Here is a 14680-nt window from a genome sequence, read left to right as displayed (position 1 = left end):
TCCCGGGACCCCGTCCTCAGGAGCCGTCCAGCACGCCCGACGCCCCCACCGGCAGGTCCCACAGGTCGGCACGGTCCAGTCCCGCCGCCTCCCATGCGGCCCGGACCCGGGTCAGCGGCTCCAGGACGGGTTCCGCGGAGAGGATGAACGTCCCCCAGTGCATCGGCGCCATGCGCCGCGCGCCCAGGTCCCGCGCGGCCCGCACGGCCTCCTCCGGGTCGCAGTGGACGTCGCTGAGCCACCAGCGCGGGTCGTAGGCGCCGATCGGGAGCAGGGCGAGGTCGATCCCGGGGTAGCGGCGGCCGATACGGGAGAACCAGTGGCCGTATCCGGTGTCGCCGGCGAAGTACAGGCGCCGCCCGTCGGGCGCGGTGAGCACCCAGCCGCCCCACAGGCTGTGGCAGGTGTCGGTGAGGGTGCGCTTGGACCAGTGGTGGGCGGGCACGAAGTCGAAGCGGACGCCGGACAGTTCGACGCCCTCCCACCAGTCCAGCTCGGTCACGCAGGTGAACCGGCGCCGGTGGAACCAGCCGCCGAGCCCGGCCGGCGCGAACACCGGGGTGTCGCGGGGCAGTCGGCGCAGCGTGGGCGCGTCGAGGTGGTCGTAGTGGTTGTGGCTGATGACGACGGCGTCGACGCGGGGCAGGGCCTCCCAGTCCACGCCGACGGGGGTGATTCGGGCCGGGGTGCCGAGGATGCGGCGCGACCACACGGGGTCGGTGAGCACGGTCAGCCCGCCGATCCGCACGACCCAACTGGCGTGTCCCGCCCAGGTGACGGCGAGGGCGCGGGCGTCGACGCGGGGCAGCGGGGCGGGCGCGTAGGGCAGGCGGGGGATGTCGGCGAGGCCGTCCTTGCCGGGGCGCACGGCGCCCTCGCGGGCGAAGCGGGCGAGGGCCTTCAGTCCGGGCAGCGGGGCGGTGAGCCGGTCGTGGAACGTCCGCGGCCACACGCGCCGTTCCCCGAGCCGGCGGGGTTCGGCGAGGGGCGGGGAGGGCGGGGCGAGGGGGGACGGGCAGCCTGCGGCCGGGGTGTCGGGGGTCCGGGACGGCGTCGTGCCGGTGACCGTGCCGGTGACCGTGCCGGTGACCGTGCCGGTGGTGGGCGACTCGGACTGCTGCGTCATCGAGGAGGCTCCCATCGCTGGGCGTCGTCGCGGAGATCGTCGAAGACGGACCTCACCGTGCTCAACGCGCGGTGCACGTGTGGCAGTTCCAACGGCGCGGGGGAGGTGAGGCATTCCGCGCGTTCGGCGTCGGTGCCGCCGAGCAGGGGGCCGGTGGCCAGGCGCACGCGCAGCGCGGCGAGGTCGTCCCCGAAGCGGTGGCCGCCCGGCGCGGGCATGCCGAGCCGGGCGGTGAGGAACTCCTCCAGGTCCTGGGCGTCGCCCACGCCGTGCCCGGCCAGCGCGGTGCGCAGCGGGCCGAGGTCGGCGTACAGGTGACGGCCGGCCTGGGGCGGGCGGGCGAGGGCGCCGGCGGAGACGACGGCGTGGTGCAGGGCGGCGGCCACGCGCGCGTGCAGCGCGACGGTGGCGGCGGCCCGGGCGGCGAGCGGCTCGGGTTCGGTGAGCGCGTGGGCGGCGGCCGCGGCGACGGGTGCGGCGACGCGGGCGCCGAGCGCGGTGAGGATGTCGAGCACGCGCGCGTGCAGCCCGCCGCCGCGGCCGTCTGCCGGGAAGCGGGCGATCGCCGCGGGCCAGCCGGCCGGCAGCAGCGCGCCGGCCAGGTCGGTGACGACGGTGACCTGGCCGGGCAGCATCTCGGCCGGGCTGAGCAGCACGGTCCCGCCCGGCGCGTACAGGGTGTCGCGCCAGGTCTCGTCGCTGACGAGGTGCAGGCCCTCGCCGGTGGCGGCCTCGACGGTCTCGTGCAGCAGTTCGGGCGGGGCGACGGTGCCGGTCGGGTCGTCGGCGAGGGACAGCACGAGCAGCCGCGGGTCGCCGCCCTCGGCGCGGACCCGGCGCACGGTCTCCAGCAGGGCGTACGGGTCGGGCACACCACCGGACTCGGCGGGGGTGGCCACATGGAAGACGGGTCTGCCGAGCAGGCGCGCGTACGGCGCCCACCAGGCCGCGCACGGCCGCGGCACCAGGACGTCCCCGCCGAGGGCGGCGGTGAGCGCCAGCAGCAGCGCGGGCGCGCCGGGGGCGGCGGCCACGTGGGCGAGGTCGGTGACCAGGCCGCGCCGCTCCCAGTAGCCGCAGGCCGCCTCGACGACGGCGGGTGAGCCGCCGACGGGTTCGGCGGCGGCGCGGTCGGCGGCGGCGCAGAGATGTCCGGCCAGCTCGGGCGGCACCGGCAGTCCGGTGTCGGGCAGTGGGGGGCCGTAGCGGACGGGGCCGTGCCCTTCGGGGTCGGTCCGCCGCATGCGTGCCTCCGCGCAGTCGCTCGTGCCGTGCTGGGGTGCTTCGGTACCGCGTCACCGCCTCGTCGTCCCGGCCTGTGAGTACCCACGTCGTGCGCTCCCCATGGCCCGGAGCGCGGGTTGCGCCGGTCACACCGGCGTGAGCCGCTCAGCCGTGGCCCCGCCCGCGGTGCCGCAGCCGGTGGGCGGCCGCGCCGGCCGCACCGGCGATGAGCAGGCCGCCGGCCACCAGCGCGGGCACGGAGGCGGTGAAGGCGCCGCCCTGCCCGGCGTGCACGCCGTGCTCGACGGCCGGCGGCCGGGCGGTGGGCTGCTGCCAGGCCGGTTCCTGCGCGGGCGCGTCCGGCTTCTGCTGCCCGGGGCAGGCGGTCGGGTGCGGTTCGGGGCAGGCGGGGCCGGCCGTGGCGCCGTGGGAGGAGCCGGAGCGGGCGACGTCGAAGGTGGCGCTCCAGGGGCGGCCCTGCCCGCCGGGCGGCGCCGGGCAGGTGCCGTCCACGGTCCAGGCGGGGGCGGATCCGGTGCCCGACAGGCCGTCGAAGTCCTCGGCGGGCGCGATCTTCGCGGTGCCCTTGTAGGCGGGACCGGAGAGTTCGTCGTCGCCGCCGGGCACCTTCTGCAGTTTCACGGTGCCGTCCGCGAAGGCGGCCTGGGAGCTGGCCTCGATGCTCTGCGGGGCGGGGCCGCCGGTCGGGTCGCAGGTGACCGAGACGGTGACGGTGCCGCCGGGTTCCACCGAGGCGGGGCTGATCTGCGCGGCCGGGCTCGCCGGATCACCGGGGTCGGCCGCGGCGGGACCCGCCGGATCGTCCGGAACGGCTGGGGCTGCGGGCCCCGGCGGATCGACCGGGGCGGCCTGCGCTGCCGACCCCGGCGGGTCGACCGGGTCTGCCGGGTCGTCCGCGGCCGCGGCCGGGCCGGCACCGGCCAGCACGGCCAGCGCGGCGGCGGACAGGACACGGGCGGTGCGGCGCATGGGGGTGACTCCTTCGGCCGTACGACTGCCGGCACGGGGGTGGCGTGCCGTACAGCCATGACAGCCGCCGCAGCCGGAAGGCGCGCGCGGCGGGCCCCCATTGGCGGGACGAATGCGGCCGACGGGGTGACGCCCGGCCGGAAGGGGCGCGGGGAACCGCGCGCACAGCCGGCGGTCACCCGTCCCGGCGCCGGGAGCGCGCCCCCGGGGCGCTACTCCGCCAGCACATCCGCCCGCAGCCGCGCCACGCACCGGCTGATCAGCCGCGACACGTGCATCTGCGAGATGCCCAGCTGCTCGGCGATCCGGCTCTGCGTCATGTCCCCGAAGTAGCGCATGTACAGGATGGCCCGCTCCCGCTCCGGCAGGGCCGCGAGCCGGGGCCGGACCGCCTCGCGGTCGACGACCGTGTCCAGCGCCGGGTCGGGCGCGCCGAGCGCGTCGGTCAGCGCGTAGCCGCCCTCGCTGCCCGGCATCTCCGCGTCCAGCGACAGCGCCGTGAAGCTCTCCAGCGCCTCCATGCCGGTGCGGACGTCCTCCTCGCTCAGCCGGGCGCGTTCGGCGATCTCGGCGACGGTGGGCTGCCGGCCGGAGACGGTCTGGGACAGCTCCTGCACGGCGACACGGACGCGGTTGCGCAGGTCCTGGACGCGACGCGGCACGTGCAGGGTCCACATGTGGTCGCGGAAGTGGCGCTTGATCTCCCCGGTGATGGTGGGCACGGCATAGCTCTCGAAGGCGTTGCCGAGGTCCGGGTCGTAGCGGTCGACGGCCTTGACCAGGCCGAGGGCGGCGACCTGGCGCAGGTCGTCGGAGGACTCGCCGCGGTTGCGGAAGCGGCCGGCGAGGCGTTCGGCCATGGGCAGCCACGCCTCGGTGATCTCGGCGCGCAGCGCGTCGCGCTCCGGGCCCGGCGGGAGGGCGGCGAGCCTGCGGAAGGCGGCTGCGGTGTCGGGGGCGTCGTCGTGCGGGTGCGGGCGTGTGCCGGCTCGGGTCTGCATGGTGGGTGGGTCTCCCTGGGTGCTCTGGGTGGACGGTCACCGAAGGAGCGCGGCGCGCCCGGACGAGGGGCGTCCCGGGGCCGCGTACAGCCGCTCCCACGGACGTGCCTCCGGTCCGAAGCACTGATCCCGCGCCTGCCCCCCGCCCGGGTGGGCAAACCCGCGCACAGGTTTTCCGGGGTGTCTGCGGGTGACTCGTGGTGTGCCGACCCCGACCCGAGTACCGCCTGCGATCCGGAGGTCCTTCATGAGCAGCAAGGTGTCCGACTACCTTCTCGAACGACTGCGCGAGTGGGGTGTGGAGAACGTCTTCGGGTATCCCGGGGACGGCATCAACGGTCTGCTCGCCGCCTGGGGACGTGCCGAGAACAAGCCCCGGTTCGTCCAGTCCCGGCACGAGGAGATGTCCGCGTTCGAGGCGGTCGGATACGCCAAGTTCAGCGGACGGCTGGGGGTGTGCGCGGCCACGTCCGGACCCGGCGCCATCCACCTGCTCAACGGCCTGTACGACGCCAAGCTCGACCATGTGCCGGTGCTGGCGATCGTCGGGCAGACGCACCGGACCGCGATGGGCGGCTCCTACCAGCAGGAAGTCGACCTGCACACGCTGTACAAGGACGTCGCCTCGGACTTCGTCGAGACGGTGACGGTGCCCGAGCAGCTGCCGAACGTACTGGACCGGGCGATCCGCACCGCGTACGCGCGGCGCGCACCGACGGCGCTGATCATCCCCGGTGACGTGCAGGAACTGGACTACTCGCCGCCCTCGCACGAGTTCAAGATGGTGCCCTCCAGCCTGGACCGCAGCTCGTGGACGGCCGTGCCGTCGGAGGAGTCGCTCAGGCGGGCGGCGGAGGTGCTCAACGCCGGCGACAAGGTGGCGATCCTGGTCGGGCAGGGCGCGGCCCACGCCCGCGAGGAGGTGCAGCACATCGCCGAGCTGCTCGGCGCAGGCGTCGCGAAGGCGCTGCTGGGCAAGGACGTCCTCAGCGACGAGCTGCCGTACGTCACCGGGTCGATCGGCCTGCTGGGCACGCGCCCGAGCTACGAGCTGATGCGGGACTGCGACACGCTGCTGACGATCGGCTCGTCGTTCCCGTACTCGCAGTTCCTGCCGGAGTTCGGCAAGGCGCGGGCGGTGCAGATCGACATCGACCCGCACATGGTGGGCATGCGCTACCCGTACGAGGTGAACCTGGTCGGGGACGCCAAGGCGACCCTGGACCGGCTGATCCCGATGATCGACTCCGGGCGCGGCCGGGAGTGGTTCGACACGGTGTGCGACAACGTGCAGCACTGGCAGCAGGTGATGGAGCGGCGCGCGCACCTGTCCGCCGACCCGATCAACCCGGAGTACGTGGCTGCCGCGCTGGACCCGCTGCTGCCGGAGAACGCGATCATCACCTCCGACTCCGGGTCGACCGCGAACTGGTACGCGCGGCACATCACCATGCGCGGCACCATGCGCGGGTCGCTGTCCGGCACGCTGGCCACGATGGGCCCCGGGGTGCCGTACGCGATCGGCGCGAAGTTCGCGCACCCGGACCGGCCGGTGGTGGCGCTCGTCGGCGACGGCGCGATGCAGATGAACGGGCTCGCCGAGATGATCACCGCCGCGAAGTACGCGGATCTGTGGGAGGACCCGCGGATGGTGGTCGCCGTCTGGAACAACCAGGACCTCAACCAGGTGACCTGGGAGATGCGGGCCATGGAGGGCGCGCCGGCCTTCGTGGAGTCGCAGGCGATCCCGGACGTGCAGTACGCGGCGTTCGCCCGCTCGCTCGGCCTGACCGGCATCCGGGTGGAGAAGCCGGAGGACGTCGAGGCGGCCTGGCGGGCCGGTCTGGAGGCCGACGGCCCGGCGGTGATCGAGTTCCTCACCGACCCGGCGGTGCCGCCGATCCCGCCGCACGCCACCTGGGAGCAGATGGAGGCCACGGCCGCGTCGATCCTCAAGGGCGACCCCGACCGCGGCTCGGTGGTCAAACACGGCTTCAAGGCGAAGGTGCAGGAGTTCCTGCCCGGCCGGGAGAAGAAGTAGCCACCGAAAGGAGCGGAACATGCAGCGAGGCAGCGACCGGATGAGCGTCCACCGCGACGACGAGATGAAGCACCAGCTGCAGGGGCTGCTCAGGTCCGGCCACCCCACCCGGACCGAGGAGTGGCACGACCCGGAGCCGGCCGCCGACGACGACCCGGAGGTCTGGGGCGGCCCGGTGGCGCCCGGCGGGCTCGGTTCCTCCCTGGAGACCGTGCGCCTGGAACTGGCGCGCATCCTGGGCCGCGGTTCCTTCCCGGCCGGCCCGCACGAACTGATCGGCGTGCTGCGCCGCCACAACGCGCCGGACGCGCTGGTGGACGCGCTGGAGGGGCTCCCCCGCAAGGCGCGCTACGGCAACGTCCAGGAGCTGGCCGAGGCGGTCACCGGCACGCAGTCCGCACGTACTACGAAGGGATGACCATGCGTATCGCTTTCCTGGTGGCCCCCGAGGGTGTCGAACAGGTCGAACTGACCGACCCGTGGCAGGCGGCGAAGGACGCCGGGCACGAGCCGGTGCTGGTGTCGACGAAGTCCGGCGAGATCCAGGCGTTCAACCACCTGGACAAGGCCGACACCTTCCCCGTCGACGAGGTCGTGGAGAACACCTCCGCGGACTCCTTCGACGGGCTGGTGCTGCCCGGCGGTGTCGCCAACCCGGACTTCCTGCGGATGGACGACAAGGCGGTGGCCTTCGTCCGGGACTTCTTCACGCAGGGCCGTCCGGTCGCCGCGATCTGCCACGCCCCCTGGACGCTGGTCGAGGCCGACGTCGTACGGGGCCGGGTGCTGACCTCGTGGCCGAGCCTGCAGACGGACCTGCGCAACGCGGGCGCCACCTGGGTGGACGAGCAGGTCAAGGTGTGCGACCACGGTGACAACAAGCTGGTCACCAGCCGCAAGCCGGACGATCTGAAGGCCTTCTGCGAGACCTTCCTGGAGGTGTTCGCGCAGGAGACCCGGTCCGCCGCCTGAGGATGGCGGGCCCGACAGGGCAGACGACGGCGGCGGCGCACCCTTGCGGGGGTGCGCCGCCGCCGTCGTGAGGCCGGCGCCCCGTGGGACGCCGGCGCCGGACGGCCGGGCAGGGTCAGGGACGCCGGCGCCCGAGGGCCGGGCAGGGTCAGGAGGGGGGAGCCGCCGACTCCCCGCTCGCGCGTTCCCGGGCGCCTTCCCGGGTACGGCCGGCCGCGACGGGGCGGCGCGGATTGCGGCGCAGATACTCGCCCTCGAGCTGCGCCATGCGTTCGTTGTGGGCGCGCAGCGCGTCGTTCGAGCCGTACAACAGGGTGTCGTGACGTGTGCGGTGGATGGTCTCCAGCTCTTTCATCAGCTGCTGGTCGTCCAAGCGCTCCGGGTCGACTCCGCTCATGGTGGCCCCGTCCGGTCGGTCGTGTTCGTGTCTGCGGTCCGGGTACCCGCCCGGTGAGCACTACCCCCGAGCGCATCACGGGAGGGAGCCATGGATCTCGCCTTTCTGCATCCACTCTATGAACACTCCGGCCCCTGGGCCTCCGTGTACGTCGACCTTTCGCAGCACACCGAGGACACCGCGCACGAACGGGAGCTGACCGCGCAGGCAGTGGCCCGGGAACTGGCCGGACAGGGAGCGGACGAGGCGACCTGCCGGGCGGTACGCGAGGCGGTGGACGAACTGCGCCATGCGAGTGATCCGCACGGCCGGGTGCTGTTCGCCCACGACGGCGAGGTGGTGCTGGAGCTGCCGCTGGCCCGTGAGCCGGTGCGGGGCAGTTCCGCGCAATGGACGCCGCTGCCGCGGGTCTCGCCGCTGCTGGAGCTGGCCGGTGAGGACCCGGTGTGCGTGGTGGCGTACGTCGACCGCAAGGGCGCGGACTTCGAGCTGCGCTCGGGTCTGGGCCGCGAGCAGGCCGGCTCGGTCAGCGGACGGCAGTGGCCGGTGCACCGCACCAGCTCGGTCGACTGGTCGGAGCGCCACTTCCAGCTGCGGGTGGAGAACACCTGGGAGCACAACGCGGCGGAGATCGCCGACGCGCTCGCCGTGTGCCAGGAGGAGACCGGCGCCGACCTGCTGATCCTGGTGGGTGACGCACGCGAGCGGCGCTCGGTGCACGAGCGGCTGCCGCAGCGGCTGCACGGGAAGGTCGTCGAGGCCGACCACGGCAGCGGCAGCCGGCTGCTGGACGAGGAGGTGGAGCAGGTGCGCGCCGCGCACGTACGGCAGCGGGCGCAGGAGGACCTGGACCGCTTCCTGGCCGCCCGCACGCCCGGCGGCGAGGGCCGCACGGCCGCCGTGGAGGGCGTGCCGGCGCTGGTGGAGGCCGCGCGGGAACACCGGATCGACGAGCTGCTGGTGCGGCCCGACGGCCCGGACACCCACCGCGAGGTGTGGATCGGCGAGGACCCGGACCAGGTGGCGGTGCGCCGCTCGGAGCTGAAGACGCTCGGCGAACAGCACGCCTGGTCGGCCCGCGCCGACGACGCGCTCCTGCGCTCGGTGGTGACGACGGGCGCCCCGGCCCTCTCGATCACCCCCGCCCTGCCGGACCACGCCGACGACACCCCCGCAGGCGGCCTGGGCGCCCTCCTCCGCTGGACCTGAGCCTGAGCCCAGGAGAGACCACGGGCGCCCCTGGGGGCCGCCGCAGGCGCCCCCCAGGGGCGCGGGGCTCTGTTCGCTATGCGGCTCCGCCGCGTGGGCGCGACCAGCCACAACGCACCCGCAGGGGCCGCCGCAGGCACCCGCCCCGCCCCCGGCAGGGGAACGGCACGCGCTACCGGGAACGTTCCACCCGGCGTTCGTCCCACACCGGTTCCTGCGTCTCGCGTACCCGGCCGTCCGAGCCGAAGACCAGGTAGCGGTCGAAGGAGCGGGCGAACCACCGGTCGTGAGTGACGGCGAGAACCGTCCCCTCGTACGCCTCCAGCCCCTCCTGGAGCGCTTCCGCCGACTCCAGGTCCAGGTTGTCCGTCGGCTCGTCCAGCAGCAGCGCGGTCGCGCCCGCCAGCTCCAGCAGCAGGATCTGGAAGCGGGCCTGCTGACCGCCGGAGAGCCGGTCGAAGGGCTGCTCGGCCTGGTGGGTCAGCTCGTAGCGCCGCAGCCGTGACATCGCCGCGCCCCGGTCCTGGGAGTGCTCCGCCCACAGGATGTCCAGCAGGGTGCGGCCGGCCAGCTCCGGGTGGGCGTGGGTCTGCGCGAAGTGCCCCGGCACGACCCGCGCGCCGAGCTTCCACTGCCCGGTGTGCGCGACGTCCTCCCCGGCCAGCAGGCGCAGGAAGTGCGACTTGCCGGAGCCGTTGGAACCGAGGACGGCGACCCGCTCGCCGTAGAAGACCTCCAGGTCGAAGGGGTGCATCAGGCCGGTCAGTTCCAGGCCCTGGCAGGTGACCGCCCGCACGCCGGTGCGGCCGCCCTTCAGGCGCATGGTGATCTCCTGCTCGCGGGGCGGCTCGGGCGGCGGACCGGCCTCCTCGAACTTGCGCAGCCTGGTCTGCGCCGCCTGGTAGCGGGAGGCCATCTCGTGGCTGACGCTGGCGGCCTGACGCAGGTTCAGCACCAGCTTCTTCAGCTGGGCGTGCTTCTCGTCCCACCGGCGCCGCAGTTCCTCGAAGCGGGCGAATCGCTCGCGGCGGGCCTCGTGGTAGCCGGCGAAGCCCCCGCCGTGCACCCAGGCGTCCGCGCCGCCCGGCCCGGGTTCCACCGACACGATCTTCTCGGCGGCGCGGGCGAGGAGTTCACGGTCGTGGGAGACGAAGAGCACCGTCTTGCGGGTCTCCTTCAGCCGCTCCTCCAGCCAGCGCTTGCCGGGCACGTCGAGGTAGTTGTCGGGCTCGTCGAGCAGCAGCACCTCGTCGGTGCCGCGCAGCAGCGCCTCGAGCACCAGCCGCTTCTGCTCACCGCCGGAGAGCGTGCGCACCTGCCGCCACTGCGCCTTCTCGTACGGCACGCCGAGCGCCGCCATGGTGCACATGTCCCACAGCGTCTCCGCCTCGTAGCCGCGCGCCTCGGCCCAGTCGGCCAGGGCCTGCGCGTACCGCATCTGCGCGGCCTCGTCGTCGACGGTGAGGATGGCGTGCTCGGCGGCGTCGACGGCGGCCGCGGCCTCGCGGATGCGGGGCGGCGCGACGGACACCAGCAGGTCCCGCACGGTCGACTCGTCCCGTACGGATCCGACGAACTGCCGCATCACCCCGAGCCCGCCGCTGACGGTGACGGTCCCGCCGTGCGGCTTCAGCTCACCGGAGATCAGCTTGAGCAGGGTGGTCTTGCCGGCGCCGTTGGGGCCGACGAGGGCGACGGTGGCGCCTTCCCCCACCCGGAAGGACACGTCCCCGAGCAGCGCCCTCCCGTCGGGAAGGTAGTACTCCAGGTGCGCGGCTTCGAGATGTCCCATGGGCAGGCATTCTCCGGGGCGGCCGGAAGCCGCGGCAAATCCTTATCCGGCGTCCGGCACGGCCTCGCCCGTCGGGCCCGGTTCGCCCGCCGGCTGCACCGTCTCGTCCGCCCAGGTCAGCACCGTCCAGCCCGCCTGCGGGGAGCCCTCCAGGGCGACGACGCCGGTGTTGCGCAGCGGATGCGCGGCGGCGAACGGGATGTCGGCGCCCTTGCCGCGGGCGGCGGTCCACATCCGGATCACGGCACCGTGGCTGACCAGGGCGACCGTGCCGGCGCCGGTCCGCGCCGCCTCGGCGACCACCGCGTCGAAGCGGGCGAGGACCTCGTCCCCGCTCTCGCCGCCGGGCATGCGCAGCGCGGTGTCCCCGGCGGCCCAGGCGAACGCCGTCTTCATGTACAGGGCGCCCTGCTCGCTGTCCCCCGGCAGCATCTCCAGGTCGCCGGCAGCGATCTCCCGGATGCCGTCGCGGACCCGGACGTCGAGGCCGCGCGCGGCGGCGAGCGGCGCGGCGGTGAGCTGGGCGCGGACCAGCGTGGAGGCGTACAGCGCGCCGATGTCCTCCGCCGCCAGCGCGTCCGGCAGCGCGGCGGCCTGCCGTGCGCCGAGGGCGGTCAGTCCGGGTCCCGGGACCGCCGTGTCCAGCAGATGGTCCACGTTGGAGGGGGTCTCGGCGTGACGGACGAGCAGCAGGCGCATAGGGGGTTCCTCCGTGCGGTCCTCTCCCCCGGGTCGGCGAACGGCCACTTCAGGGTACCCACGAGGGTATGAGTCCCGATGTCGATCTCACCGCGCCCACAGCCGGCCGGTCCTCCCTGCGCCGGACGCTGCTCGCCCTCGACAGCCGTCTCTTCGAGTTCGCCGCCGAGCGGCACTGGCCGGGCGCCGAGCCGGTGCTGCCGCGCCTGAGCCGCAGCGCCAACCACGGAGTGCTGTGGTTCGCCACGTCGGCCGCGATGGCGGCGAGCCGCACCCCGCGGGGCCGCCGGGCCGCCGTGCGCGGGGTGGCCTCCCTGGCGCTGGCCTCGCTGGCCATCAACACGCTCGGCAAGCGCTCGGTGCGCCGTGCCCGGCCGCTGCTGGACGGGGTGCCGCTGGTGCGGCGGCTGAAGCGGCAGCCGTTCACCACGTCGTTCCCGTCGGGGCACGCCGCGTCGGCGGCCGCGTTCGCGACCGGGGTGGCGCTGGAGTCGCCGGCCTGGGGCGCGGCCGTGGCGCCGGTGGCGTTCTCGGTGGCGATGTCCCGGGTCTACACCGGTGTGCACTTCCCGAGCGACGTGCTCGCCGGCGCGGCCCTCGGCGCGGGCGCCGCCTTCGCCGTACGGGGTCTGGCGCCCACCCGGGGGCAGCTCGCGCCGCCGGCCCGGCCGCGCGCGGACGCCCCCGCGCTGCCGGAGGGGCAGGGCCTGGTGCTGGTGACGAACACCGCGGCGGGCAGCGCCGACCGGGTGCGGGCGCTGCGGGACGAGCTGCCGGGCGCCGAGGTCGTGGAGTGCCCGCCCGAGGAGATGCCGGTGCAGCTGGAGAAGGCCGCGTCCCGGGCGGTGGCGCTCGGCGTGTGCGGCGGCGACGGCACGGTGAACGCGGCCGCGGAGGTCGCCCTGCGGCACGGACTGCCGCTCGCGGTGCTGCCGGGCGGCACGCTCAACCACTTCGCCCTCGACCTGGGCGTGGAGGACGCCGGCGACCTCGCGGGCGCGCTGACGCGGGGCGAGGCGGTCCGGGTGGACGTGGGCCGGTTCTCCTCGGGCGAGCGGCGCGGCATCTTCGTCAACACCCTCAGCCTGGGCGTGTACCCGGAGCTGGTGCGCGAGCGGGACCGCTGGGCGCACCGCGTCGGCGACTGGCCGGCCGGGGTGCTGTCGGCGCTGCGCGTGCTGCGCGCCGACCGGCACCCGCTGGAGGCCGAACTGGGCGGCCGGCCGCGTGCGTTGTGGTCGCTGTTCGTCGGCAACGGCACCTATCACCGCATGGGTCTCGCGCCCGGCCGCCGGCTGGACCTGGCGGACGGGCGGCTGGACGTGCGGGTGGTGCACGGCGGCCGCCACCCGGCGCTGCGGCTGCTGGCGGCCGCAGCGGCGGGCCCGCTCACGCGGTCTCCGGCGCACGCGGCGGTCCGGGTGCCACGGCTGCGGCTGGCCGGGCTGGCCCCGGGCACGCTGCTGGCCTACGACGGCGAGGTGACCGAGGTGCACGACGAGGTGACGGTGGAGAAGCTGCCGCAGGCCCTCACCGTCTACCGCCCGCTTCCCGGTTCCTGACGCACCGACAGCTGCTTGGCTGACGATACGTCAGTCCATATTGCAAAACGCGTATCTCACGATGCGGCTGGCGCGCGTACCGTGTGGAGTACCGGCCCGGGCACCCGGGCCGGTCTCGACGAGGAGGGCACAGCCATGCCGAAAGCGCAGGAGACGGCCGTCTACACGCACGGGCACCACGCGTCGGTGCTGCGATCGCACACCTGGCGCACCGCCGCCAACTCCGCGGCCTACCTGCTCGGCGCGCTGAGGCCCCACATGCGGATCCTGGACATCGGCTGCGGCCCCGGCACCATCACCGCCGACCTGGCCGGCCTGGTCCCCGAAGGTCACGTCACCGGCGTCGACCGGGCGCCCGGCGTCCTGGAGCAGGCGCGGGCCGAGGCCGCCGCCCGGGGCCTGACCAACGTCGACTTCGCCACCGCCGACGTGCACGCCCTGGACTTCCCCGACGACACGTTCTGCGTGGTCCACGCCCACCAGGTGCTGCAGCACGTCAGCGATCCGGTACAGGCGCTGCGCGAGATGAGGCGGGTGACGAGGCCGGGCGGGTACATCGCGGTCCGCGACGCCGACTACGCCGCCATGACCTGGTACCCCGAGGTGCCCGGGCTGGACGAGTGGCTGGCCCTGTACCACCGGGTGGCGCGCGCCAACGGCGGCGAGCCGGACGCGGGGCGCCGGCTGGTGGCATGGGCGCGCGCCGCGGGTCTGACCGACGTCACCGCGACCTCCAGCACCTGGACCTTCGCCACGCCCGAGGAGCGGGCCTGGTGGAGCGGTCTGTGGGCCGAGCGCACGATCGCCTCCGCCTACGCGGGCCAGGCAGTCGCCGGCGGGCACGCCACCGAGGCGGAACTGGCCGCCGTGGCCGCGGCCTGGCGGGAGTGGGGCGAGCGGGAGGACGGCTGGTTCGCGGTCCTGCACGGCGAAATTCTGTGCCGCACGGAAGTCTGATCCACCAGGAGTCCGTCAAAGTCTTCAGCCGCCGTTTCCGGGACCGTTTCCGAAGCTGTTTTCGGGAAACACGGATTCCAGGAGGTTCGAAACTATGGTTCCCATCCTGCTGGTACTGCTGCTGGCGATCGTGCTTTTCGGTCTCGGGTTCGCAGTGAAGGTTCTGTGGTGGATCGCGCTGGCGGTTCTGGTCGTGTGGCTGCTCGGCTTCCTGCTGCGCAGCACGAGCGCGGCGGGCGGCAGGGGCCGCTGGTACAGGTGGTGAGGTGAGCCGGGATCGCCTCCCGGCATCGCGGTGAACGGCTCCCGGGCAGCGCAAGCGCCCGGGAGCCGTTCGCGTGTGCCCAGGAGCCGTTCGCGTGCCGGGAGCCTTTCGCGTGCGGGAAGCTCCGCGTGACGGCCCCGCACGTGCGCAGAGGGAATGCCGGCTATTCGCGGGGAAGCAGCGGTCCGAGCGGCCCGAGGTCCAGGTTCAGGTCCTCGGGCCGCAGGCCGTAGCGGTCGCGGAGTTCCGCCATGCGGTCCTCCAGCAGCATCAGCGTCAGCCCGATGCGCTCCTCCTGCTCCTCGGTGAGGTCGCCCTCGTCGAAGCGGCGCACCGCCTGCCGTTCCATGAGCTGGCGCAGCAGTTCCACGACGGTCAGCACGAGCTTGACCAGGTCCCGCTCCACGGTGTCGGGATCGAGGTCCATGTGGCGGCGGTCGGTCAC

Annotated in this window: 15 protein-coding genes; 7 read left to right on the top strand and 8 right to left on the bottom strand. The window is 74.4% G+C overall.

Features of this window, described 5'->3' with window-relative positions; translation table 11 throughout:
* Positions 1–16: 16 nt before the first annotated feature.
* The 4 genes from ACF1AL_RS07455 to ACF1AL_RS07440 all read right to left on the bottom strand — a co-directional run bounded on the left by ACF1AL_RS07455 (position 17) and on the right by ACF1AL_RS07440 (position 4341).
* Positions 17–1126 (bottom strand): MBL fold metallo-hydrolase, encoded by a 1110-nt coding sequence (locus ACF1AL_RS07455; RefSeq protein ID WP_391825518.1) that lies wholly within the window; start codon positions 1124–1126, stop codon positions 17–19.
* On the bottom strand, positions 1123–2370 hold the full coding sequence (locus ACF1AL_RS07450; RefSeq protein WP_391825517.1) for an aminotransferase class I/II-fold pyridoxal phosphate-dependent enzyme: 1248 nt from the start codon (positions 2368–2370) through the stop codon (positions 1123–1125). Before ACF1AL_RS07450 ends, ACF1AL_RS07455 begins: the two co-directional genes overlap by 4 nt.
* Before the next feature lie 145 nt (positions 2371–2515).
* Entirely contained in the window at positions 2516–3340 is an 825-nt protein-coding gene (locus ACF1AL_RS07445; protein WP_391695345.1) for a hypothetical protein, read from the bottom strand.
* 212 nt (positions 3341–3552) lie between these two features.
* Positions 3553–4341: an RNA polymerase sigma factor SigF gene (locus tag ACF1AL_RS07440; protein ID WP_366836727.1), complete on the bottom strand. Its 789-nt coding sequence runs from the start codon at positions 4339–4341 to the stop codon at positions 3553–3555.
* A gap of 247 nt (positions 4342–4588) precedes the next feature.
* Between ACF1AL_RS07440 and ACF1AL_RS07435 the strand changes: the two genes are divergently transcribed.
* Genes ACF1AL_RS07435 through ACF1AL_RS07425 form a run of 3 tightly spaced genes read left to right on the top strand, consistent with a single transcriptional unit; the run spans position 4589 to position 7354 of the window.
* Complete coding sequence (locus ACF1AL_RS07435; RefSeq protein ID WP_391825516.1) at positions 4589–6382, top strand: thiamine pyrophosphate-requiring protein; 1794 nt, start codon at positions 4589–4591, stop codon at positions 6380–6382.
* Between the two features lie 19 nt (positions 6383–6401).
* Positions 6402–6800 carry a DUF2795 domain-containing protein gene (locus ACF1AL_RS07430; protein WP_366836725.1) on the top strand — a complete coding sequence of 133 codons (399 nt, stop codon included), beginning with the start codon at positions 6402–6404 and terminating at the stop codon, positions 6798–6800.
* A 2-nt stretch (positions 6801–6802) separates the two neighbouring features.
* Positions 6803–7354, top strand: coding sequence for a type 1 glutamine amidotransferase domain-containing protein (locus tag ACF1AL_RS07425; protein ID WP_366836845.1), 552 nt, complete (start codon positions 6803–6805; stop codon positions 7352–7354).
* Between the two features lie 148 nt (positions 7355–7502).
* On the opposite strand, the gene ACF1AL_RS07420 is transcribed toward ACF1AL_RS07425, so the two are convergent.
* A complete protein-coding gene (locus ACF1AL_RS07420) occupies positions 7503–7751 on the bottom strand; it encodes a DUF6158 family protein (protein WP_366836724.1) in 249 nt (82 codons plus the stop codon).
* 90 nt (positions 7752–7841) lie between these two features.
* On the opposite strand from ACF1AL_RS07420, the gene ACF1AL_RS07415 reads away from it, so the two are divergent.
* The gene (locus ACF1AL_RS07415; RefSeq protein ID WP_391658132.1) at positions 7842–8960 is read left to right on the top strand and encodes a Vms1/Ankzf1 family peptidyl-tRNA hydrolase; all 1119 of its coding nucleotides are present in this window, start codon (positions 7842–7844) and stop codon (positions 8958–8960) included.
* 172 nt (positions 8961–9132) lie between these two features.
* On the opposite strand, the gene ACF1AL_RS07410 is transcribed toward ACF1AL_RS07415, so the two are convergent.
* Positions 9133–10752, bottom strand: coding sequence for an ABC-F family ATP-binding cassette domain-containing protein (locus ACF1AL_RS07410; protein ID WP_391825515.1), 1620 nt, complete (start codon positions 10750–10752; stop codon positions 9133–9135).
* Between the two features lie 42 nt (positions 10753–10794).
* Positions 10795–11451 carry a histidine phosphatase family protein gene (locus ACF1AL_RS07405; RefSeq protein ID WP_391825514.1) on the bottom strand — a complete coding sequence of 219 codons (657 nt, stop codon included), beginning with the start codon at positions 11449–11451 and terminating at the stop codon, positions 10795–10797.
* Positions 11452–11519: 68 nt separating this feature from the next.
* On the opposite strand from ACF1AL_RS07405, the gene ACF1AL_RS07400 reads away from it, so the two are divergent.
* The 3 genes from ACF1AL_RS07400 (at position 11520) to ACF1AL_RS07390 (ending at position 14235) form a co-directional block, all read left to right on the top strand.
* A complete protein-coding gene (locus tag ACF1AL_RS07400) occupies positions 11520–13013 on the top strand; it encodes a bifunctional phosphatase PAP2/diacylglycerol kinase family protein (protein WP_391825513.1) in 1494 nt (497 codons plus the stop codon).
* A gap of 135 nt (positions 13014–13148) precedes the next feature.
* Positions 13149–13970 carry a methyltransferase domain-containing protein gene (locus tag ACF1AL_RS07395; RefSeq protein ID WP_391825512.1) on the top strand — a complete coding sequence of 274 codons (822 nt, stop codon included), beginning with the start codon at positions 13149–13151 and terminating at the stop codon, positions 13968–13970.
* 94 nt (positions 13971–14064) lie between these two features.
* A complete protein-coding gene (locus tag ACF1AL_RS07390) occupies positions 14065–14235 on the top strand; it encodes a hydrophobic protein (protein WP_361627216.1) in 171 nt (56 codons plus the stop codon).
* A gap of 163 nt (positions 14236–14398) precedes the next feature.
* Here ACF1AL_RS07390 and ACF1AL_RS07385 read toward each other — a convergent pair whose 3' ends face one another.
* A complete protein-coding gene (locus tag ACF1AL_RS07385; protein WP_366836719.1) occupies positions 14399–14680 on the bottom strand; it encodes a gas vesicle protein K in 282 nt (93 codons plus the stop codon).

Source organism: Streptomyces sp. NPDC014801, assembly GCF_043082085.1.
Classification (GTDB): Bacteria; Actinomycetota; Actinomycetes; order Streptomycetales; family Streptomycetaceae; genus Streptomyces.
This window is presented reverse-complemented; position numbering and strand designations above follow the sequence as displayed.